The sequence below is a fragment of the Methylobacterium sp. Leaf112 genome, assembly GCF_001423295.1.
In the GTDB taxonomy this organism is placed as follows: Bacteria; Pseudomonadota; Alphaproteobacteria; order Rhizobiales; family Beijerinckiaceae; genus Methylobacterium.
This window is the reverse complement of the sequence record NZ_LMNG01000023.1, coordinates 281320-301654: the sequence shown is the minus strand read 5'-3', so window position 1 is coordinate 301654 and position 20335 is coordinate 281320. Positions and strand designations below refer to the sequence as shown.

At 69.3% G+C, this 20335-nt stretch carries 21 protein-coding genes and 1 tRNA gene; 8 read left to right on the top strand and 14 right to left on the bottom strand.

Annotation, left to right across the window (positions count from 1 at the left end; genetic code table 11):
* Positions 1 to 76: 76 nt before the first annotated feature.
* From ASF52_RS11790 to ASF52_RS11775, 4 genes are all read left to right on the top strand, one after another.
* On the top strand, positions 77 to 2218 hold the full coding sequence (locus tag ASF52_RS11790; RefSeq protein ID WP_056171989.1) for a ParB/RepB/Spo0J family partition protein: 2142 nt from the start codon (positions 77 to 79) through the stop codon (positions 2216 to 2218).
* A 94-nt stretch (positions 2219 to 2312) separates the two neighbouring features.
* Positions 2313 to 2879, top strand: a complete 567-nt coding sequence (locus ASF52_RS11785; RefSeq protein ID WP_056171987.1) for a hypothetical protein — start codon at positions 2313 to 2315, stop codon at positions 2877 to 2879.
* Positions 2876 to 3187, top strand: a complete 312-nt coding sequence (locus tag ASF52_RS11780) for a hypothetical protein (RefSeq protein WP_056171985.1) — start codon at positions 2876 to 2878, stop codon at positions 3185 to 3187. The genes ASF52_RS11785 and ASF52_RS11780 overlap by 4 nt, the downstream gene beginning before the upstream one ends.
* A 2-nt stretch (positions 3188 to 3189) precedes the next feature.
* Positions 3190 to 3603 (top strand): hypothetical protein, encoded by a 414-nt coding sequence (locus ASF52_RS11775; protein WP_056171983.1) that lies wholly within the window; start codon positions 3190 to 3192, stop codon positions 3601 to 3603.
* Here ASF52_RS11775 and ASF52_RS11770 read toward each other — a convergent pair.
* Together ASF52_RS11770 and ASF52_RS11765 are read right to left on the bottom strand one after the other, a co-directional pair.
* On the bottom strand, positions 3600 to 4157 hold the full coding sequence (locus ASF52_RS11770) for a hypothetical protein (RefSeq protein WP_156630102.1): 558 nt from the start codon (positions 4155 to 4157) through the stop codon (positions 3600 to 3602). The genes ASF52_RS11775 and ASF52_RS11770 overlap by 4 nt on opposite strands.
* A 122-nt stretch (positions 4158 to 4279) precedes the next feature.
* Positions 4280 to 4858, bottom strand: coding sequence for a metallophosphoesterase (locus ASF52_RS11765; RefSeq protein WP_056171977.1), 579 nt, complete (start codon positions 4856 to 4858; stop codon positions 4280 to 4282).
* Positions 4859 to 5403: 545 nt separating this feature from the next.
* Between ASF52_RS11765 and ASF52_RS11760 the strand changes: the two genes are divergently transcribed.
* Positions 5404 to 6876, top strand: a complete 1473-nt coding sequence (locus ASF52_RS11760; RefSeq protein ID WP_056171975.1) for a hypothetical protein — start codon at positions 5404 to 5406, stop codon at positions 6874 to 6876.
* On the opposite strand, the gene ASF52_RS11755 is transcribed toward ASF52_RS11760, so the two are convergent.
* The 11 genes from ASF52_RS11755 to ASF52_RS11705 form a co-directional block, all read right to left on the bottom strand.
* A complete protein-coding gene (locus ASF52_RS11755; RefSeq protein ID WP_056171973.1) occupies positions 6873 to 8153 on the bottom strand; it encodes a HEPN domain-containing protein in 1281 nt (426 codons plus the stop codon). The two genes, ASF52_RS11760 and ASF52_RS11755, sit on opposite strands and share 4 nt — an antisense overlap.
* A gap of 125 nt (positions 8154 to 8278) precedes the next feature.
* A tRNA-Pro gene (locus tag ASF52_RS11750) sits at positions 8279 to 8355 on the bottom strand.
* Between the two features lie 102 nt (positions 8356 to 8457).
* Complete coding sequence (locus tag ASF52_RS11745) at positions 8458 to 9231, bottom strand: 4'-phosphopantetheinyl transferase family protein (protein ID WP_056171971.1); 774 nt, start codon at positions 9229 to 9231, stop codon at positions 8458 to 8460.
* Positions 9228 to 9425: a hypothetical protein gene (locus tag ASF52_RS11740; protein WP_156368810.1), complete on the bottom strand. Its 198-nt coding sequence runs from the start codon at positions 9423 to 9425 to the stop codon at positions 9228 to 9230. Before ASF52_RS11740 ends, ASF52_RS11745 begins: the two co-directional genes overlap by 4 nt.
* A 240-nt stretch (positions 9426 to 9665) precedes the next feature.
* The gene (locus tag ASF52_RS11735; protein WP_056171967.1) at positions 9666 to 10538 is read right to left on the bottom strand and encodes an RNA polymerase factor sigma-32; all 873 of its coding nucleotides are present in this window, start codon (positions 10536 to 10538) and stop codon (positions 9666 to 9668) included.
* A 238-nt stretch (positions 10539 to 10776) separates the two neighbouring features.
* Positions 10777 to 11370: a CarD family transcriptional regulator gene (locus tag ASF52_RS11730; RefSeq protein ID WP_056171965.1), complete on the bottom strand. Its 594-nt coding sequence runs from the start codon at positions 11368 to 11370 to the stop codon at positions 10777 to 10779.
* 550 nt (positions 11371 to 11920) lie between these two features.
* Positions 11921 to 12259: a ferredoxin FdxA gene (gene fdxA / locus ASF52_RS11725; RefSeq protein WP_056171963.1), complete on the bottom strand. Its 339-nt coding sequence runs from the start codon at positions 12257 to 12259 to the stop codon at positions 11921 to 11923.
* A 214-nt stretch (positions 12260 to 12473) separates the two neighbouring features.
* Positions 12474 to 12779 (bottom strand): RNA-binding S4 domain-containing protein, encoded by a 306-nt coding sequence (locus ASF52_RS11720; RefSeq protein WP_056171960.1) that lies wholly within the window; start codon positions 12777 to 12779, stop codon positions 12474 to 12476.
* 15 nt (positions 12780 to 12794) lie between these two features.
* Entirely contained in the window at positions 12795 to 16205 is a 3411-nt protein-coding gene (locus ASF52_RS11715; RefSeq protein WP_056171958.1) for a helicase-related protein, read from the bottom strand.
* Positions 16206 to 16273: 68 nt separating this feature from the next.
* Entirely contained in the window at positions 16274 to 16645 is a 372-nt protein-coding gene (locus ASF52_RS11710; protein WP_082515290.1) for a hypothetical protein, read from the bottom strand.
* Positions 16646 to 16653: 8 nt separating this feature from the next.
* The gene (locus tag ASF52_RS11705) at positions 16654 to 17487 is read right to left on the bottom strand and encodes a DUF3108 domain-containing protein (protein ID WP_244473796.1); all 834 of its coding nucleotides are present in this window, start codon (positions 17485 to 17487) and stop codon (positions 16654 to 16656) included.
* A gap of 342 nt (positions 17488 to 17829) precedes the next feature.
* Between ASF52_RS11705 and rpmB the strand changes: the two genes are divergently transcribed.
* The 3 genes from rpmB (at position 17830) to ASF52_RS11690 (ending at position 19362) form a co-directional block, all read left to right on the top strand.
* Positions 17830 to 18135, top strand: a complete 306-nt coding sequence (rpmB, locus tag ASF52_RS11700) for a 50S ribosomal protein L28 (protein WP_056087207.1) — start codon at positions 17830 to 17832, stop codon at positions 18133 to 18135.
* Positions 18136 to 18334: 199 nt separating this feature from the next.
* The gene (locus ASF52_RS11695; RefSeq protein WP_056171954.1) at positions 18335 to 18805 is read left to right on the top strand and encodes a nuclear transport factor 2 family protein; all 471 of its coding nucleotides are present in this window, start codon (positions 18335 to 18337) and stop codon (positions 18803 to 18805) included.
* Positions 18802 to 19362, top strand: a complete 561-nt coding sequence (locus ASF52_RS11690; RefSeq protein WP_056171952.1) for a TetR/AcrR family transcriptional regulator — start codon at positions 18802 to 18804, stop codon at positions 19360 to 19362. The genes ASF52_RS11695 and ASF52_RS11690 overlap by 4 nt, the downstream gene beginning before the upstream one ends.
* A gap of 220 nt (positions 19363 to 19582) precedes the next feature.
* Here the strand turns inward: ASF52_RS11690 and ASF52_RS11685 are convergent, their stop codons facing one another.
* Positions 19583 to 20245, bottom strand: coding sequence for a DUF2268 domain-containing putative Zn-dependent protease (locus tag ASF52_RS11685; RefSeq protein ID WP_056171950.1), 663 nt, complete (start codon positions 20243 to 20245; stop codon positions 19583 to 19585).
* Positions 20246 to 20335: the final 90 nt, after the last annotated feature.

Sequence of the window (20335 nt, the reverse complement as noted above, 5' to 3'; positions counted from 1 at the left end):
TGACAATCGTTAGCCATGTGTGTCAATCTACACACATGAGCAGGCATTGCCGCTCTCAACGAAGGGTCACCTCGCCATGACGAAATCCGAACTCAACGCCGCCGTCTCGCGCATCGAGCGCGCCCCGAACGTCAGCCTCCTGATGCGCGCCATCGAGGCCGCATACCCGGACAACGCCATCTCGGTGAACCGCGTGCGCGGGCAGTGGGAGGTCTCCGACAGCGGGTTCGCCCACTACGCCAGCGACTTCGCCGACGTGCGCCGGCGCCTCGCGAGCTTCATCGAGGATGTCCACTCGCACAACCTGGACGACGAGCCCTCCGAGCAGGCCGCCTCGAAGCCGACCATGGTGCCCACCCCCGCCCAGCAGCAGCAGGCGAACGCCTCCATCGACCGCGCAGTGGCGAAGGCGATCCCCGGCCTGGTCAAGAACAGCTTCCCCCTTACGCCCCTCAACAAGCTGCGCCACGGCCACGACGAGGGCGCGCCTGCGGGCGTCTGCAACGTGCGCGTCTCTGGTCGAGAGGACGGCCTCGATGAGCTGGCGGCTTCGATCGCCTCGGTCGGCCTGCTCCAGCCGCTCGTCGTCGTGGCGTCGGGTGACCTGCGCTACGTCGCCGACGGCAATCGCCGGCTGGCCGCGTTGCTGCGCCTCGCCGCGGCCGGAACGATCGCCGAGGACCACGAGATCGACGTCGTCGTGCGCGACGCCGCGACCGCCCGCGAGGCCGGGCTCGCCGCCAACATCAACCAGGCGCCGATGCACGAGGCCGACCAAGTCGCGGCATACGCCGAGATGGAGCAGACCGGCCTCAAGCCGAAGGAGATCGCCACCCGGTTCGGCGTCTCGCTCCCTCACGTGAAGAAGCTGTTGGCGCTGGGCTCGGTCGCCCCGTGCATCCTCGATGCCTGGAGAGCCGGCAAGCTCAACATCGACGACGTGAAGGCGTTCACGTTGGCCCCCTCGGTCGAAGTTCAGGAGCTAGCGTTCGACAAGCTTTCCAAACGCGGTTCCATCCACGCTTACCAGGTTCGCGATGAACTCGGCGCCGGACACTCGACGGCGACCATGCTGAAGCGCGTAGGCCTCGATGCCTTCAAGGCAGCCGGCGGCCATGTCGTGAAGGACCTGTTCGGCGACCAGACGGCCGTGAGCGATCCGGCCCTTCTCAAGCGCCTTTCCGACGAGCGCTTGGTCGCCCGTCGGGATGAGCTCCGGGCCGACGGTTGGGCATGGGCCGAGACCGAGGACGACCTTCCGTCCGAGGCTCGGTACATGTGGTCGACCCTGCGCTCGTCCCGACGCGAGCCGACCGAGGCCGAGGCAGCCCGGCTCCGGGAGATCGAGGCGTTCCTGGAGGCACACGACGACGACGACTCGGTCGAGGATGCGGCCATCCAGGCCGCGATCGCCGAGGCACACGCGATCGAGGCCTCCCTCCTCACGCAGCCCGGCCCCGACGATCGAGCCCGGTCCGGATGCGTGGTTTCGTGGAATTACGACGGCACGATCAGCGTCCGCGAGTTCGTCCTGCGCCCGGAGGACGTGAAGGCGGCCAAGGCCTCGGCCGCCGCGGCCGGTGGGACGGAGGAGCCCGAGGGGAAGGCCCTGTCGGCCGCCCTGGTCGAGCGGCTCTCCATCCAGCTGACCGAGGCGGTGCAGGATTCTTTCGAGACGGCGCCCCGGGTCGCTCTTGCCGGGCTGCTCGCCGGCGCCACGTGCGGCAGCAAATGGGGCGCCCCCATCCGCCTACGCCTCGAAGGGCTCGGTGCCGACAAGGCGAGTGCGGGAGATGGCGAGACGTTCGACGTCCTGTTCGCCCGATACCTCACGATGCCGGATGCCGACATCCTGACGGCGCTCGGTCGAGTTCTCGCCCGCGGCGTCGACCTTCGGAGCTCGGCGCGCTGCCCTGCGGACAACCCGTCAATCCAGGCCCTCGCCGGGGGCGTCAAGGCGGACGTGCTGTCGGCACGCCTCGTCGACCGGTTCGACGCCGCCGGCTTCTTCGGGTCGGCTCCCAAGACCGTGACGCTCGCGGCGATTGAGGAGGCATGCGGGGCCGACGCAGCGGCGCACGCCCGCAAGCTGAAGAAGGGCGAGATCGTCGCCATCGCCATGGACACGGTCGTCCCGACGGGGTGGATCCCCCGCGAAATCAGGTGGCCGGGATACGCCGGCCCCGGCGCCGAGACCGCCCTGTCTGAGGCCGCCTGACCCACCGCTCGACCCGGCCGGGTCCGACCCCCGGCCTCCACCATTCCCACGCATCCCCGGGCCGGTACGCCGCCCTACGCGAAGGACTACACCCATGAACGCCTATGCCTCGATCGGCCCGTTCGCCGCGACGCCCTTCGGCTCCGTGATGGAGACCGACCGCCTCGACGACGACGGCGTGATGCGGATCCTCGACGAGATGCGGGCCGACTGCCGGGTCCCCGCGGTCGCCCCGGACATCGAGGCGCTGCAGGACAACGCCCAGCTCAAGACCGCCGCCGTCATGGCCTACCGGAACACCATCGCCTGGATCGAGCTCTACGAGCGTCAGGTCGCCAACCCGACCCTGAACCTCTCCGGCTCCCTGTTCTCCGCCCGTGAGCGGATGAGGGATTCCCACGTCATCCATGCCGACATGCTGGAGATCGCCACCATCGGCGACCTCGGCGGCGGCCGAGAGATCCGGCCCGGGTACTACGGCAACGACCTGTGCATCTACGACGCCGACGGCGAGGATGCGCTCCTCGTCATCCCGCGCGGCCTCGGGAGGGACACCGTGCTTCTGCTGATCCGGACGCACGACCTGGCGTTCGACCACGGCGAGCGTCAGGGCCTGGCCAAGGCGCGCGCCCGCGTCGCCCAGCTGGCGAACTCACTGTGAGCCTCGACCGCAAGAGCCTCATCGAGGCGGGCCTGCTGTTGATGGGTCCTGAGTGGAAGCGCCCCCTGGCCAAAGTCTTGGGGCAATATCACCCCGACGGGCCCCGGGACACCGTCGATCCCCGGCTCCCTTACCGGTGGTCGCTCGAACCCGATCCCGAGAAGGGGAAGCTCCAGAAGGACCAGTCCCGCCCTATCCCCGAATGGGTCGGCCCGGTCCTCGCCAAGCTCCTCGCCGAGCGGGCCGACGATCTCGCCGCGGACGCCAAGCGCGCCCGGGCCCTCGCAGCCCGCATCAAGGGGGAGTGACCATGACCACGAACGAGACGTCCTGGCACGTCGGCTTCAAAGGCCTGAGCGACGTGAAGGCCGCCTGGGCCTACGTGTACGAGGGGAATGAGGGCGAGCCCGTCCGCCTGGTGCGGGGAAGCTTCCGCGACGGGTTCTATGAGGAGGGCACGGAGCGATCGTTGGGGTACCGCGTCATCTGCTGGACGGACGCCGCGGACCGACCATCGTTCGACCAGGCGGCCGTCCGGGCCCTGCTCGGCGGTATCGAGCAGGTGGTCGAGTACGAGCAGTCCGTTGCCTTCGCGACGGAGAACTGGCTGCACCGCCAAGCGCTGGAAGCGGTCGTTTACGGCAATCCGGAAGCCATTGAGATCGCCCAGCTCGCGCTGGGATCCCATCACATCGAGATCAATCGGTACTACGGGGCCTACTAGAGCGCGAGCCTGGAGAGGGCTTCCTCGTCCTCGTCGGGGATCGGCCCCTGCGGCTCGGGCGGCAGGGGGGTTCCATGTCGATCGAGGCGATCGACCAAGTGGAGGTACTGGGCGAGGATCTCATGGTCCCGCTCACCGCCTCCCGACCGCCACACCCGATCCCGGGTCATTCCGATCCAATGGGTGTATGGCGTGAACCGGTTTTCCGCAGCTCGGACGGCGTGGAAATAGGGATCGAACAGGGCGTCGTCGGTCACGGCGAGCTTATAGGTCTCGTCCCGATGCCAGTATCTTGCGGTCCATATCAGGGCGTCGGCAATGCCATCCTCCTTGAGGTAGACAGCCTTCAGGATGCGCCGTTCCTGCTTCAGCATCGCGGGCCGGACGTCGCCCAGCGGAGCCAGCTGGAACACCGGATGATGCGCCAGCTCCGGGATCCCGTCCGGAAGCTTCTCCACCCAAACCGTCCGAGACCGCAGTTCCTTCGAGCCCGTGAGCGGGCCGGGACCGTAGTAGGGTAGAGCTCGGATGATGCGTTCTCTGGGCTTGGCCATCCCCCACGCGTAGCAGGCCTCCCTTACCGGGCCGTCTACGCGGCCTCGGGGAGTTTCCTAACAGGTCAACCTGTTCGCCTAGTTGGTGGAAACGGGTTTCCAGGGCCAGTTTCCTAATGAGGCTATGCGGCCTCGGCGAGCTCGGCCGCGACGACCGCCCCCTGCTCCCGGGCCGCGATGTCGCCGAGGAGCTCCATGACCTCGGGGATCGTCACCGGGCGGAAGCCCCAGGGGTCCACTCCGACGTCGCAGGACCGCGCCGTCGGGGCGATCGCCCCGTGGCTGTGGCCATAGAGGTGGATCCGGCCCCGGCGCGAATCCGGCCATGACAGATGGCAATAATGGGAGAGCCACAGGTCGACGGGCTTCAGCATGCCCGTGTCTTGGATCGAGATCGCCAGGACGTCGTAGATCGCATCCCAGGGCAGCCGCTCGCCGCGCTGCTCGTGGTTTCCACGGATCAGCGTCTTCCTTCCCCTGAGGCGCGCGAAGACGGATTCGGCGTGCTTCATCGAGCAGCCGTAGGCGAAATCCCCGAGGTGGAGGACGCGATCCTCGGGGCGGACGCGGTTGTTCCAGGAGGCGATGAGGTGCTCGTCGTGCGCCTCGATCGACGGGAAATTCCGGCGGGCGGACATCCGCGGGGACATCATGCCGGCATGGCCAAAATGGGTGTCTGAGGTCAGGTAGGTGACGGCCATGGGTGCCTCCAAAACGGAGGCGCGCGCGGCGGCTCTCCGGGGGTCAGCGGGACGGGCGGACGGGGGCGCGCAACGATTTCACGGGTCGATCTCCTGAGAGCCCGAGAGTGCCAGGGCTCGGGTCCCGGGACAACAGGATCCCGGGATCTTGGTTGAGGAAAGCCTGGGCGGTGCGCAGTCGGACTCCGCGACCGCCGGGCCCGGACGCGTTAACCGTCGACCTCCGGCGCTATTGGAAGCGGCCACAGAATGCGTCAGCGTCTCCGGATGAGCGCGAAGCCGACGTACGAAATTTTGGTGTCCACCGACGTCGCCCGCGACGCGAGCGAGGGCCGGATGACGCTCGCCGAGATCGCCGGCGACGACGAGCCGCTGGGCCTCGAAACCGCGACGTGGTCGCCGGAGCTGCGGGCCGGGATGATGCGGTTCCCGACGTTCTCGGTGGACGACCTCAGGGGGGCGATCCGCCGGGGGGAGCTCCGGCACCACCGCAGGGGACGGCTCATCGAGGTGACGCGGCGCCAGCTGCGCGAATGGAGAGAACGATGCCACCAGGGATCGGGGCCAAGCCCCGCAAGCCGCGAGCAAGCAAGCCCAAGTCCCTCGGCAAGACCGGCCGCGGCAACCCGTACATCTGGTGGCGCCCCGGACGCGTCGACGCCGACGGGATCGACAGGTCCGGCCGCTGGTGGATCGTACACCGCGGTAAGCAGATCCGCTCAACTGGATGCAGTTCTGGCACGGACGAGGAACGCCGCGCGCTCGAAATCCTAGACGAATACAAGGCGGGCCTGCACGTCATCGCCCCGGACGAGGCCGGCGGCCCCCGTAAGAATCGCCCGGCCAACGAGGTCCTCATCGCCGAGGTCCTCGATCGGTACCTGACCGCGAAGAAGGGACGGGTCGATCCCACGACCGGCGAGGTGAAGGGCGGCGTGTCCAGACACCATGAGCTGGCGCAGCGGATCGGGACGCTGCTCGATTGGTGGGGAACCCGCACGCTCGACGAGGTCGATAGCGCCACCTGCGCCGAGTACGTGACCTCGCGCGTCGGAACGCCGTGGAAGGCCCATGCCCGAGCGGGTCTCGGCCGCGACGGCGAGCCGCGCGCGGGCGACGGCAAGCCGCTGCGCCGTGGGCACTCCAAGCCGACGAAGGCGCGGGTCGTCTCCGAGGGCGGGGCCCGGCGGGAGCTTGAGGACCTGCGCGCCGCCATCAACGACGCGGTCGACGACGGCCTCACTCGCGATGCCGTCAGGGTCACCCTGCCGGCCAAGGGCGAGGAGCGGGACCGCTGGCTGACGACCGCCGAGGCCGCCCGGATCCTGTTCGGAGCCTGGCGCAAGCGCGAGGTCCAGACCGTCCACTCGGGCCCTCGCAAGGGCGAGAGGGTCGTCGGCCGGCTCGTCGGTCGCCACCTGGCGCGATTCGTTCTGGTCGGCCTGCGCACCGGCACGAGGTCGGGACCCGTCTGCAACGCGAGCTTCATCAAGGAGGTCGGCAAGCCGTGGATGGAGCTGAAGACCGAGAAGTCCGTCGAGGACCGGATCGAGAAGGTCGTGGTCGACGGCGCCGAGTACGAGCGCCGGATCCAGGTCCCGGTGGTGAAGCGGGTGGCCATCTTTCACCGCAAGGCGCTCGGCACGCGGGAGAAGGAGAACAAGAAGGCGCCGACCGTCCGGATGCCGGACAGCCTCGTTGCCCACCTCTGGCGCTGGCACCACGTCCTCGGCCAGACCTACGTCATCGAGTGGAACGGGAAGCCGGTCGGATCGACGAAGCGGTCCTTCGCCAACCTGTGCCACGACCTCGGCTTCGGCGACGACGTCGTGCGGCACTCGCTCCGGCACACGGCCGTGACCTGGGGCATGCAGGCCGGCGTGGATATCTGGGAACTCGCCGGCTACGTCGGCATGACGGTCGAGATGATCGAGCGGCGGTACGGGCACCATTCGCCGGCCCACATGGAAGGGGCGCGCGCTGCCCTCGGCGGGAGGGCGCGGAAGCGGGCGGCCTAGCGCGGCTGGTTTTTTTTCAGGAGATCGATCTCCGCCTTGATGGAGCGTTGGCAGATGCTCAGCAGTCGGTGGAATTTGATCTGCTCCGAATAGGTGAGGCGGCTCTTGCCGCTGTGCACGATCTCGGACCGGACGGAGTAGAGCCCCCTGAAATCGGCGAGGACGGCCTCCCGGTCTGCCTGGCTATCCCCGATGAGGTAGGCGCACCTGTTGCTCAGCAGCTCGCCGATTCCGACCATATCGGTGGTCTTCTTGTCCCCGAGGAGGATCTCCATCGCGACCATGGCCTGCACGAACGACAGCGTCTCGTTGCGGCTCGTATAGCTACCTGCCAGCCATTGGGCCGCGCGCATGATGCGGCTGGCCTCGTTGGGATTGGAGAAACAGGTCGCCATTAGGTCGCGAACATGGCGGACGAATATCCCGTACCCGACCTGATGGCCGACATCGACGCATTGAAACCCTTCCAAGCCCATCACCACCGTCGCCTCAAGGTCGACGGTGGTGTCGTGGTGCCATGCACCGTCTACCCGCCGGTGGACGTGGTAGGAGCTGCGGGGTGGCCCGAAAGGCATCTGAGAGGATGGCCGGTACTGGAAGATGCGCAGGGCCATGCCTAGCCCAAGGAAGGTCTGCAGCGTCTCAACGGCGCGCATAACCGTGCCGGTCCTGCCGTACTTGTCGGCGTACCCTGAAACCGGGACCTGGAGGTAGACGCCTTCCTCCTCCCAAGCGCTTCCGTAGGTCAGCGCCATGAGCATCGAGGACTGGTGGGGCAGCGGGAACTGCTCCTTCAGCACGTCACTCGAACGAACGAGCGCAACCCCGGCGCCGATCTCCATGCGCCCAGTCTCATCGATCACGGTCGCCATGACCGAGCCGATCGAGCGTGGGAGCCTTAGGCTGAAGAGGTATTCCCACGGGAGGGATGCGAAGTCCGTGACGACCTGCCGCGCTATGGCGCCAGGATCGGCGAAGGAGGCGAGCCCGATGAGAGGCTCCGGCACGGGGACACCCATCTCGCGGTATGTGCCCACGACGGACAGCTGACGCCCGATCCGATCGGCCGCGAAGTCCGAAACGGGACGCTCGTCGATCATGGTCTTCAGCGGGACGGGGAGCTTGTCCAACGCCGGGACGACGTCGTTAAGCGGCAAGAGGACATCAAGGCTCTGCCAGCCGAGCATGACACCGTAGGCGACTTCGAGCTTCCCGACCGCGTCGGTGAGCAGCTCTTCGAGCCGGGTGACGCATTTTGGATGGAGGTTCAGGGGCACGTTCGGCCTGTCGATCGGGCAGAGTTTCGAAGGACCGATTGAACAGTTCTTGCACCAACCTGTGGCCGAACCTGTGGCCGGGCCGTTGCTCTCTGAGCCGGGAAGACCGCTCCCCTAGGGGAAACTGGTCGGAGTGGCAGGATTTGAACCTGCGACCCCCACGTCCCGAACGTGGTGCGCTACCAGACTGCGCTACACTCCGAAGGCCGGCGCGCTGCGCCGACGAGCGGACCTATAGCGAGGCCGACGGCGGCCTGCAAGCGGATCGTTGCCCGGCCGCGCGCTTTCTTCGATGTGCCGACGGTCAGGTGCCGATCCGGTCGGCCCAGTCGGGCGACAGGGCCGCCAGGGCGATCGCCGCCCGGGGAATCGCGAGGGCCACGGCGCCGACCGTGCCCGGTGCCGGCGCGAGGGCGGCCAGGGTCCAGGCGGAGGCCGGCCCATCCGCATCGTCGACCTCCAGCAGGGCCGCAGGGGCGGGTGGGACCGCGACGGCGAACCTGTTCAGTGGCCGCGACAGGCCCGCCCCCACCGCCTTCACGAAGGCTTCCTTGGCCGTCCAGCAGGCATAGAACGCGGCCTCCCCGTCGGATCCGTGGGCTTCGAGGGCGGCGACCTCGCGGGGATGGAAATGGGCGCGGGCGATCCGCAGGGCATCGGGCATCGGCCGCGGCACCTCGATGTCGACCCCGATCCGCCCCGTGGGCGAAAGGGCCACGAGGGCGTGCTCGCCCGAATGGGACAGGTTGACGTCGAGGCGTCCGGCCTGCGCACCGGCGAGGCTCGGCCGTCCGAACGCGGAGACCGAGAAGGACAGGGTTCGCGCCTCCGCCTCCAGGGCGCCGGCCAGGAGGAGGCGCAGGGCCGCGTGGCTCGCGATGAAGCGATCCCGGTCGCGGGCCTGCAGGAACCGGTCGGCGCGGAGCGTCTCGTCGCGGTCGAGGAGGGCGAGGCAGGCGGCGCGGCGTGCGGCGTCGAGGCGAAGGCCTGCATGCCAGACGATGGCGCCCCCGGGCCAACCGGGCTCACGGACTGACCAATCCGAGACCGGGAATGCGCTTCCGGGAGGACCCGTCACCGCCCGCGCGAGACGGGAAGTCGTCGTGGCGTGTCGCGACGGCTCACGGCGACGAGGATCAGCAGATACCCGATCTCCACCACGGCGAGGGCGCCCACGAACAGGCCGATCGCGGCCTGGACCGACAGGCGGTGGTGAAGCGAGACCAGCAGCACCGCCGAGGCCGAGAGGGCGATCAGGGTCGGCAGAACCATGATCGATTTCCAGGGGAGGGGGTCTCGGTCGTTCATCGGCTCGATCACACTTCCGTGCCCGAGCGTAACGCGACCGCCGCGGGTAGCGAAAGATGCCGGATCGATAAAATTGTACCGAACCTCACGCTGTTGCGTGGGTGTCACATTCAGAAACGGAAACGGCGCCGACTCGGATATCCGACCCGACGCGACGCCCAGATCCAACCGATATGCCTCGTGCCTACGAGAGCTCGAGAGCCGTCAGGCGTAGACGTTGCCCGCCGTCTGCGGGAACCGCTCGGCGAGGGCCCGGCGCAACTTCTCCAGGGCCCGGTTCTCGATCTGGCGCACGCGCTCCTTCGAGATCCCGAGGCGCAGGCCGAGGGCTTCCAACGTCGCCTGATCCTCGGCGAGACGGCGCTCCTTGAGGATGCGCAGTTCGCGCTCCGACAGCACGGCCAGGGCTTCGTTGAGCCAGGTCAGGCGACGCTCGCCGTCGACTTGGGCCGAAACCGTCTCGTCGGGCAGGGCCGCGCCGTCCACGAGGAAATCCATCCGCTCGGACGAGGCCTCGCTCTCCTCGCCGACGGGGGCGTTGAGGGACATGTCTGGCCCCGACAGGCGCGCGTCCATGAGGGCAACATCCTCGCGGGAGACGCCGATGGCGGTGGCGATGCGGCGGTGGATCTCGTCGCCGACATGCTCCTCGGTGGATTGCATGAGGCGGGCACGGAGGCGCCGCAAATTGAAGAACAGGGCCTTCTGGGCCGAACTCGTGCCACCGCGAACGATGGACCAGTTGCGCAGGATGTAATCCTGGATCGAAGCGCGGATCCACCACGTGGCGTAGGTCGAGAACCTCACTTCCCGCTCCGGCTCGAACCGCGCGGCGGCCTCCATTAGACCGACATGGCCTTCCTGGACCAGATCCGCCATCGGCAGGCCGTAGTGGCGAAAGCGGCCCGCGATGGCGATGACGAGGCGCATGTGGGCCTCGATCAGGCCGTGCAGGGCGCGCTCGTCGCGCTTGTCCTTCCAGCGGACGGCAAGGCCGCGTTCTTCGTCCCGGGCAAGGAAAGGCGCTTCCATCGCCGTGCGTATGAACTGACGCCGTATCCCAGCGATGTCCGCCATCCCCGCCTCCGCCTCGTTGAAACGTTCGCTTCTGCCGCAAGATCGGAACGTCCCAGTCGGGGGCGAACACACAGTCTTTGCGTGGCGACTGACAACGGAGGCGTCGCGGCGATTGTTCCCGCATCGCGCTTTGGTGAATACAGATCCGCGCAGGGGCAGCCGGGGTCGGTACGAAAAAGCCCGGCGCTGCTGCGCCGGGCCCGGATCTTCGTGTCGATTCAGATGGCGCGGATGCGGCTCAGGCCGCCTCTTCCTGGATCTCGTCGGTCTCGGCCTCACCCTCGGCTTCCGCCTCGCCCTTGGCGCGGCGCGGCGACTTAGCCAGGCTTTGCTCGATGAGCTTGAGGGCCTCGGTCTCGGTGATGCGGTTCACCGAGGAAATCTCGCGCACGATGCGATCGAGGGCGGCCTCGTAGAGCTGACGCTCGCTGTAGGATTGCTCGGGCTGGGCCTCGGAGCGGAACAGATCGCGCACCACCTCGGTCACCGAGAGCAGATCGCCCGAATTGATCTTGGCCTCGTATTCCTGGGCCCGGCGCGACCACATGGTGCGCTTGATCCGGGCGCGGCCGGTGAGCACGTCGAGGGCCTTCTTGACGAGCTCGGGCTCAGCGAGCTTGCGCATGCCGACGCTGTTGGCCTTCGCGGTGGGCACGCGCAGGACCATCTTGTCCTTCTCGAACGAGACGACGAACAGCTCGAGCTTGTACCCGGCGATCTCCTGCTCCTCGATGGCGGTGATGCGGCCGACACCATGCGCCGGATACACGACCGCTTCGCCGGTCTTGAAGCCTTGCCGGCCCGTTGCCGTCGTCTTCTTGGCTGTGGTCATGCGAGAAGCGCCTCCAGAACATCGCGCGGAATCGATCGCCGCGCCGAACCGTAACTCCCGGGGTGGGTCACCCGGCCTCAGCCCCTTGGCCGGAAGCCGATCCTCGAAAGAGGCCGGACCCACGGATTCCCGGGCTAGCCGACACAGCGCAACGAAAGACCGTCCGCCGAAGGCGCCACGCGCCTCCAGCGGTCGATCGCATGCGACCTCGTTTTCTCAAGCTTGCGAGAGAGCCATCTGTCGAGGGCCGGAGGCAGCACGTCGGGCACGAACGACGGCAGGCCATAGGCATAGCACAATCGTGCCGCCGAATCAAAGGATTGCCGGCACAGGCTCACCCGGCGTCCAACGCGAATCCCCGGCGATCGCATCGCTTTGACGCAGGCCGGGACGCGCGAGCGGCATCGGGAGCGGCACGCAACGGACGGTTCGACCCGGCATCCGGCGCGGTCTCCCGGGCGCGACGATCCACCCGGCGCCATGGGCGCGGCAGGCGGTCGAAGCCGGTTCTCGTTCGCCCTCGACGCGCGTCGTTCGCCCTCGATGCGCGTCAGTCTCCCTTGCCGGGGCTCGCCGAGAAGTGCGCCTCGAACTTGCCGGCGACCCCGTCCCACTCCTTGGCGTCGGCGGGGGCGTCCTTCTTCTGGGTGATGTTCGGCCAGGTCTTGGCGTAGTCGGCGTTGACCTTCAGCCAGGTCTCGAGGCTCGGCTCCGTGTCGGGCTTGATCGCCTCGGCGGGGCATTCCGGCTCGCACACGCCGCAATCGATGCATTCGTCGGGATGGATGACGAGCATGTTGTCGCCTTCGTAGAAGCAGTCCACCGGACACACCTCGACGCAGTCCATGTACTTGCACTTGATGCAATTGTCGGTGACGACGTAGGTCATGGGGCCTTCAGTCCTCGATCCGCGCCGGCCCGGACCGCGATGGGGAAACCCCGCCGACCCGATGGCCTTGCAAATCCGTTGACGCTTTGGCTGGTGCGGGTACCCGCTCCGCCTGATGGGGCAGGCTCTAGACCCTGGCCGAAGGGCTGACAAGCGCGGCAACCCGGCCCTGCGCAGTCGACGGCACCGGTGTCGTACGGGGGACACGGGGTGTTCAGCCCGGCGGCGTGTCGACGGCGGTCGTATCCAGGGAGGCCGTGTTGAGATCGGCATAGAGCGTCTGGGCTTCCGGCGCACCTCCGCGGCGTTCGCCGAGGTCGAGCACCCGCACCAGGGCGGTGGTGTGGGCCGCCGCCACGGTGACGACGTCGCCCACCGCGATGGCGGTGGCCGCCGCGTCGGCCCGACGTCCGTTCACCCGGACGTATCCCGCCTCGACAAGGCCCGCCGCGAGGGTGCGGGTCCGCGCGAAGCGCGCGAACCACAGCCATTTGTCGAGACGCTGGCGCCCCGGCTTCATCGAGTCACGGGCGCCTCAACGCTTGTTGCCCTCGCCCGCCTCGAGCTGGGCCTTGAGGGCGGCCAGCTTGGCGAAGGGCGAATCCGGGTCCGGGGCCCGCTCGCGGCGCTGCGGCCGCGGCTCGTCGCGCGGCGCCGCACGGGGTTCGTCGCGCCGGTCGGGACGGGTCCGGCCCGGCTCGAAGCGCTCGCGGCGCTGGGGACGACCGTTCTCGGGCCGTCCACCCTCGCGGCGTCCGCCCTCCGGACGCTCGCCGCCGGGGGCACCACCACGAGGGCGTCCCTGACCGTCGGACGCACCGGCACCGGCCTGACGGCGCTGATCCGGCCGACCTTCGCCGGGGGCGCGGTTGGCCGCCCCGTCGCGGTCGCGACCACCACCACGCGGGCGGTTCTGACGCGGGGCGCTACGCTGCTGGCGCTGAAGCCGCCAGACCTCGACGGTGACGATCTCCGCCGCAGCGGCCTCGTCCTCGGCGCCTTCGCTCGTTGCGTCCTCGCCCTCAGCGCCGTCGGCCGACACGGCCTCGGTGGGGTGCTCGGCCGCGTCGGCGAGGCTGGCGGCCTCGGCCACGGGCTCGGGGGCCGGCTCAATTGTCTCGGCAGTCTCGTCCGAAGTCGTGTCTGCCGAAGTCGTTTCTACCGAAGTCGTCTCGGGCGTGGTCGCTTCTTCCGTGGTCGCTTCTTCCGAAACCGTCGCCGGCTCCGGTGCGGTGGCTTCGATGGGGTTCTCGATCAGGGGCGTCGCCACGGCGTCGGCCGTCGCGCCGGGCTCGATGGCGGCATCCACGGCCGTGGCGCCGTCGTGGCCCTCGGCCGCCTGAGCGGCTTCACCCTCTGCAGTGGGGGCATCGTCGTTCGCGGCGCCGTCCCCGGTCGTCGCGTCGGCCGTGTCATCGGCCGGCACGCTCACCTGTACGGGCTGGGTCGAGGCCGCGGGCAGCAGCGGCACGGTGATGGCCGGGCCCGGACGGGTCTCCGGGGCGTAGCCGAGCGACTTCAGGATCGAGGCGAAATCCTCGCCCGAGCAGCCGACCAGCGAGGTCATGCCCACGGTGGCCACGAAGGCGTCGCCGTCGGCGGTGCCGGCTGGCGCCTCGCCCGGCGTGGTGCCGGGGCGGTAGGCGATGGCCGGGCGGATGAGATCGGCGAGGCGCTCGAGGATGTCGACGCGCACGGCGCGCTCGCCGCACACCCGGAAGCCGGCGGCGCGGTAGAGGCCCTTGGCGATCTCGGGGTCGACCTTGATCGAGGTGCGGCCGGAGCTCGCAAGATGCGCGATCTCGTCGAGGCCGCGCTGGTCGAGGCCGCCGTTCTTGAGGGCCCAGAGCTGGGCCGCCAGGGTCCGAGGCGCCGGCTTCAATAGGGCCGGCAGGAAGATGTGATAGGCGCCGAAGCGCACGCCGTGGCGGCGGAGCGCCCCGCGGCCCTCCTGATCCAGGGTGCGCATCTCGTGCATCACCTTGGACCGTTCCAGGACGCCCAGCGACTCGACCACCTGATAGCCGATGCCCTTGGCGAGGCCCGTGAGGTCGGCCGCCGTCTCGATCTCCATGAGCGGCCCGAGGAGCCGCACCACGTGGGCCTTGAGCCAGGCGGTCAGCCGGCCCTCGACCTTGTCGCGGGCGGGGCCCGTGAGCTGCTCGTCGGCCAGCAGGCGCACGTGCGGCTCGAACAGCTTGTCGCCGGGCGTCAGCTTGGCCACCGGGTCGCCGGTCCAGCGCACGACGCCGTCGTGGCTCAGCACCAGGGACGCGTCGGCGGCGGCCGAGAACCGCTCGGCGCGGGCCTCGATCTCGCCGGCGAGCGCCTTCTCGGCCGCGCTGCGCAGGGTCTTGGCCTCATGCCCCTCCGCGCCGGGGTCCGGGACGAACTGGAAGCCATGCAGATGGCCGACATGCTGTCCCTCGACGGTAACGTCCCCGCCGGCGGTGATCTCAGCTTCCAACATCGTATTCTCTCTCAAGCGCCGCATCAGGACGCTGGTACGCCGGTCGACGAAACGACTTGCAAGGCGTTCGTGCAGGGCGTCGGACAGCCTGTCCTCTACCCGACGCGTCTCGCCCTGCCAATGCACCGGATCGATGAGCCAATCCGGCCGGTTCGCCACGAAGGTCCAGGTCCGCCCCTGCGCGATGCGCTGGGAGAGCGCGTCGATGTCGCCGTCGGTGCGGTCGATCATCGCCACGTGCTTGGCGAACCAGTCGTTGGGAATGCGCCCGGCCATGCCTCGCATGAGGAAGCGGAACAGCTGGGCGACGAGGTCGGCATGGGTCTGGGGATGGACCTTGCGGTAGTCCGGCACGCCGCACACGTCCCACAGCCGCTTCACCGTGGCGGGTGTGGAGGCCATGTCGCGGATGTCGTCCTCGCGCATGAGGATTTCCAGCGCCGACTGGTCCTCGCCCATGGGAGCACGGGTGAGGCCGCGTTCGCGCGGGTGCTCGTCGAGGCTCGCCTGCAGGGCCTTGAGGGAGGAGAAGTCGAGGTCCGGGTTGCGCCATTGCAGCACCCGCAGGGGCTCGAAATCGTGGGTCTCCAGGGCCTCGATCATCTCGGGCTCGAAGGGGGCGCAGCGCCCCGTGGAGCCGAAGGTCCCGTCCGAGAGGTGGCGCCCGGCCCGCCCCGCGATCTGCCCCATCTCGGGGGGCGTCAGCTTGCGGAAGCGGGTGCCGTCGTACTTCCAGTTCGCCGCGAAGGCGACGTGGTCGACGTCGAGGTTGAGGCCCATGCCCACCGCGTCGGTGGCGATGAGATAATCGACCTCGCCGGACTGGTAGAGCTCGACCTGGGCGTTGCGGGTGCGGGGCGACAGGGCGCCGAGCACCACCGCCGCGCCGCCGCGCTGGCGCCGGATCAGTTCGGCGATGGCGTAGACCTCCTCGGCCGAGAACGCCACGATGGCCGTGCGCCGGGGCAGGCGCCCGAGCTTCTTCTCGCCCGCGAAGGTCAGCTGCGACAGCCGGGGCCGCGTGGTAGTGTGGACGCCGGGGATCAGCGACTGCACCAGGGGCAGCATGGTCGAGGAGCCGATCAGCAGGGTCTCCTCGCGCCCGCGCTGGTGCAGCAGGCGGTCGGTGAAGACGTGGCCCCGGTCCATGTCGGCGGCGAGCTGGATCTCGTCGATGGCCACGTAGGCGACGTCGAGGTCGCGCGGCATCGCCTCGATGGTGGAGATCCAGTAGCGCGGCCGGTCGGGTTTTATTTTTTCCTCACCCGTGACGAGGGCGACCTTGTCGACCCCGACCTTGGCCACCACCCGCAGGTAGACCTCGCGCGCCAGCAGCCGCAGGGGCAGGCCGATCATACCCGTCGGGTGGGCGAGCATCCGCTCGATGGCGAGGTGGGTCTTGCCGGTGTTGGTCGGCCCGAGCACCGCCGTGACGCCGCGTGCGCGGGCCTGCGGGGGGAGGGAGGGGCGGAGCATGGGCGCGGGGCGGTCCCTTCGGCGAGACAGGCCGGCGACGGTGAACGTGTCGCGCGGGAAAGGCCCGATCAGTCGCCCCGGCGTGGGCGACGTGGCGGTCCACGCTCATATGGGGCGCCGGCCCCGGTTCCGCCAAGGCCATCGGGGCCAGGTCGGCCCGCGTCGTAACCGCCGCCCGGGTCGTATCCCCCCGGACCCGCACCGCCGAGGCCCGGCAAGCCGTAGATCTCGATCCGGGTCCGGGACGGCGGCGCCGCGAGGTCGGCGCAAAGGGTGTCGGGCATGGCCGTGAGCGGCCTGCCCCGGGGGCGGCGCCCCTCCACCACCTCGGCCGAGGAATAGGCGTCGCCGCCGCACCCGGAATCGTCGGTGTTCAAGGGGGCCGCCGCGGCGGGGCCGGCGGCGAGCAGGAGGGCGAGGACGGGACGGAAGCGTCGCATCCGCAGGGTCAGCGCTGCTCGCCGAGGCTCGCGAGGGTGCCGGTCGTGGGCGCCCCGGCCGTCGTCGTGCCGCCGCTGCGGTTCCAGCGCGTCGCCTCGATGATGTTGGTGCCGATGGTGGTGCGCACGGAGATGCGGATCGGCAGGAGCACGCGGGTGCCCTCCACGGGCGCGAGCCACACGGACATGTCGCGGTTGTCCTCCATGAACTTCACCCCCGGCCGGTCGGGCCGGTGACCCGCGATGGCCTGGTAGCGGGCGTTGCAGACGAGGATCGGCCCCGAATAACCCGGCTTCTCCACCGTGCGGGTCTCGCCGTAGCTCAGCACCACGTCGAAGCGGGTGGCGCCGTCGAAGACCGGCAGGGTGCGGTTGCAATTGGCCGGGTCGATGAGCTCGCCCCGGGCCACGGCGGGCATCATCAGGGCGCTCGCCGGATCGATGACGCCGCGCTTGTTCTCGGGCGTGATCGGCACGCGGTCGCCCATGTCGACCAGCGGCGGGGTGATTTCGGCCTGGGTGACGGTGCCGCGCGCCAGTGCCATCCGCACGGCGATGCCCGAATTCGAGGTCTTGGTGGAGATGGCGAAGGCGCTCGGCTGCGGGCCGGTGGCGATGAGGCCGCTGGCGCGGGCCGAGCCCATGCCGCCCGTCACCGCGCCGACGAGGCCCGTGAGCCGGGCCGACACGTCCATGCGGTAGCGCGTGCTCTCGAAGGCCCCCGTCACCTGGGCGGTGCCGATGGGGATGCCGGCGAGCGCGATGCCGTAATCGACGGTGACGTTGGCGGGGGTGGCGGCGGACGCCTTGGGGCGCGCCTGAACCGGCGCCGTCGCGACCATGAGGGCGGCGAGAACCGCGAGGGAAAGGCTGGCGCTGGGGAAACGCTGGGCGCACATGGCTGGGAACTCGGGGTGCTGCGAGGATGCCCGGTCGAGACGCGGCCGGGTCCGTAGTCCCGCATCGTCCGCTCCCATGGTTAACACATCGTTGGACCCGTGCCAGCTTGACCGTGCCGAGGCTGAAAAAGGCCGCGATGCCTTGACGCCTGGGGCACCCTTCCCCTATAGGCTCGCGCCTTCAATGAGAACGCCGCTCCACCGGGCTTGGCGTGCGTGAGACCCATTCGCGGGTGTCCCGCCATCGCCCTGTCGGACATGCGGAACGAACCGGGAAGTTTGATTATGTCGCGCCGTTGCGAACTCACGGGCAAAGCCGTGCAGACCGGCCACCTCGTGAGCCACTCGAACCGCAAGACCAAGTGCCGGTTCCTGCCGAACCTGTGCCAGGTCACCCTGCAGTCGGACGCCCTGAAGCGTCGGGTGCGCCTGCGCGTCACCGCCCATGCCCTGCGCTCCGTCGAGCACCGTGGCGGCCTCGATGCCTTCCTCATCAAGGCGCGCGAGATCGAGCTGTCGCAGACGGCCCGCCTGATCAAGCGCGAGCTGCACAAGAAGCTCGCCGAGGTCGAGACCCCCGTCGCCGCCTGAAGGCCGACGGGCCGGCCCCTGAGCCGGACCAGACATCTCAGTCGAAGCCGTCGCCCGCTTGAGTGCGGGCGGCGGCTTCGTCGTGTCCGGGGTGTCTCCGGTCGCGCGCGGGTGGGTCGCCGCGACCCGGATTGACGCGGCTCCGACCGGATTGTACCGATCGGTACAGCGCTGGCGAATCGGCGCGCCAGGAGTTCGCATGTCCGACGCCCGTCCGCCCCTGCCGCCCTTCACCCGCGAGACCGCGATTCAGAAAGTCCGCGCCGCCGAGAACGGCTGGAACGGCCGCGACCCCCACAAGGTCGCCCTGGCCTACACGCCCGACAGCCGCTGGCGGAACCGCTCGGAGTTCTTCACCGGGCGCCCCGCCATCGTGGCGTTCCTCGAGGCGAAGTGGGAGCGCGAGCACGAGTACCGGCTGATCAAGGAGCTGTGGGCGTTCACCGAGAATCGCATCGCCGTGCGCTTCGCCTACGAGTTCCACGATGCCGCCGGCGCATGGTTCCGCGCCTACGGCAACGAGAACTGGGAGTTCGACGCCAACGGCCTGATGCGGATGCGCCACGCCAGCATCAACGATCTGCCCATCACCGAGAACCAGCGTCTGTTCCGCTGGACGCCTGGCCCGCGGCCGGAGGATCACCCGGGGCTCACCGAACTCGGGTTGTGAGCGCCGCGGCCCCGGGCGCGCGGGAGGCGGCGATCCCGGCGCTCGCCGAGGTGTTTCGCGAGCATGGCTACGCCGGGGCCAGCCTCGCCCTGCTCGGTGCCCGCGCGGGGCTCGGCAAGGGCAGCCTCTACCACGCCTTTCCCGGCGGCAAGGCCGAGATGGCGGACGCCGTCCTCGACAGCATCGGCGCCTGGTTCGAGGCGGAGATCTACGCAGCCCTGCGGGACGATCCCGACCCCCGCGCCGCCATCCGGCGCATGCTGTCGGAGACGGATGCGTATTTCCGCTCCGGCCGGCGGGTCTGCCTCGTCGGCGCCCTCGCCCTGTCGGAGGGGCGGGACCGATTCGGGATGCGGATCGCGGGGTATTTCGCGGCGTGGCGGGATGCCCTCACGGGAGCGCTGCACCGCGCCGGCCGGGCGGAGGCCGAGATCCTGGCCGAGGACGCCGTCCTGGCGATCCAGGGCGGCCTCGTCCTGGCCCGCGCCCTCGACGATCCCGGCGTGTTCGAACGCCTGCTCGCTCGCCTGGAGCGGCAGCTCTGTGGGACGCCATGAGCCTAGTGCACTGACACCGACTAACGAACCAAACCGATCATCGCTAACACGCTGCCAGAGCGAAGAAATTCTTGACCTGACGTGCACCTTTCGAGTGCGTCAGTGCACTAGGGATGCGTTCGTCTTTGCAGGGTCGATTCATCCGACCGGCGTCCCGACTACTCCGCCCCCGGCGTCCCGGAATTGCGTCGTCACCCAGGTGAACGTGCGACGGGCCGGCTCAGGCCGCCGCCAGAGTATGGCCGCGGGCCGCCGCCAGAACTGCCTCGGCCGGGACGTTCACCCAGGTCTCGCCATCCGCCCCCGGATTCGCCCGCACCCAGTCGCCCGCAATCCGGTAGCCGAGGGTGTAGCCGTACCACCGCGGATACGCGTCGGACCCGAAGAACCAGGCCGCGTGATCGTAGTCGCGCGCCGCCAAAAGAGCCGCGTCGGGGCGCTGCGCCGCGAGCGCGGTGTCATCGAAGGCGTTTTCCCACGGTTCGGGGGCCGCGCCGAACAGGCGCTCCACGAACCGGCCCGCCAGGCCTTCGCTGACCAGGGCTTCGCCGAGGGTCCAGCCGTAGCCGGGCCCGGCCATGCGCAGGCAGTGATGCGCTTCGTGCACCACGGTCCGGCGGATGTCCCCGTCCGCCAGCACGCCTGCGAAATTGGGATTGTCCGGGTCGATGGTCAGGGAGAACAGAGTCGAAGCGTAGGCCCGGCCACCGGTTCCGGTCTCAGGTAGGACCCCGTCGGCGTCGCGCTGCACGAGGATGTCGAGGGGGCGCACCGGTACCAAGCCGACGATGGCGCGGCGGGCGATTTCCACCTCCGCGGTGATCGCGTCGCGCCAGGGGCCGAGATCGCCCGAGGCTTCGAGCCAGTGCAGGTGCCACGTCATCGCGGGATCCGGGTCGGTTTGGATGCCTGCCTCTCAAGCATCGCGTTTCACAGACGACAAGCGATATCGCAACGCCCGCGTGCAGCCGGG

Coding starts and splice junctions, on each gene's coding strand:
- ASF52_RS11790 (WP_056171989.1), top strand. CDS start 77: ATGACGAAATCCGAACTCAACGCCGCCGTCTCGCGCATCGAGCGCGCC.
- ASF52_RS11785 (WP_056171987.1), top strand. CDS start 2,313: ATGAACGCCTATGCCTCGATCGGCCCGTTCGCCGCGACGCCCTTCGGC.
- ASF52_RS11775 (WP_056171983.1), top strand. CDS start 3,190: ATGACCACGAACGAGACGTCCTGGCACGTCGGCTTCAAAGGCCTGAGC.
- ASF52_RS11770 (WP_156630102.1), bottom strand. CDS start 4,157: ATGGCCAAGCCCAGAGAACGCATCATCCGAGCTCTACCCTACTACGGT.
- ASF52_RS11765 (WP_056171977.1), bottom strand. CDS start 4,858: ATGGCCGTCACCTACCTGACCTCAGACACCCATTTTGGCCATGCCGGC.
- ASF52_RS11760 (WP_056171975.1), top strand. CDS start 5,404: ATGCCACCAGGGATCGGGGCCAAGCCCCGCAAGCCGCGAGCAAGCAAG.
- ASF52_RS11740 (WP_156368810.1), bottom strand. CDS start 9,425: ATGGTTCTGCCGACCCTGATCGCCCTCTCGGCCTCGGCGGTGCTGCTG.
- ASF52_RS11735 (WP_056171967.1), bottom strand. CDS start 10,538: ATGGCGGACATCGCTGGGATACGGCGTCAGTTCATACGCACGGCGATG.
- ASF52_RS11730 (WP_056171965.1), bottom strand. CDS start 11,370: ATGACCACAGCCAAGAAGACGACGGCAACGGGCCGGCAAGGCTTCAAG.
- fdxA (WP_056171963.1), bottom strand. CDS start 12,259: ATGACCTACGTCGTCACCGACAATTGCATCAAGTGCAAGTACATGGAC.
- ASF52_RS11720 (WP_056171960.1), bottom strand. CDS start 12,779: ATGAAGCCGGGGCGCCAGCGTCTCGACAAATGGCTGTGGTTCGCGCGC.
- ASF52_RS11715 (WP_056171958.1), bottom strand. CDS start 16,205: ATGCTCCGCCCCTCCCTCCCCCCGCAGGCCCGCGCACGCGGCGTCACG.
- ASF52_RS11710 (WP_082515290.1), bottom strand. CDS start 16,645: ATGCGACGCTTCCGTCCCGTCCTCGCCCTCCTGCTCGCCGCCGGCCCC.
- ASF52_RS11705 (WP_244473796.1), bottom strand. CDS start 17,487: ATGGTCGCGACGGCGCCGGTTCAGGCGCGCCCCAAGGCGTCCGCCGCC.
- rpmB (WP_056087207.1), top strand. CDS start 17,830: ATGTCGCGCCGTTGCGAACTCACGGGCAAAGCCGTGCAGACCGGCCAC.
- ASF52_RS11695 (WP_056171954.1), top strand. CDS start 18,335: ATGTCCGACGCCCGTCCGCCCCTGCCGCCCTTCACCCGCGAGACCGCG.
- ASF52_RS11685 (WP_056171950.1), bottom strand. CDS start 20,245: ATGACGTGGCACCTGCACTGGCTCGAAGCCTCGGGCGATCTCGGCCCC.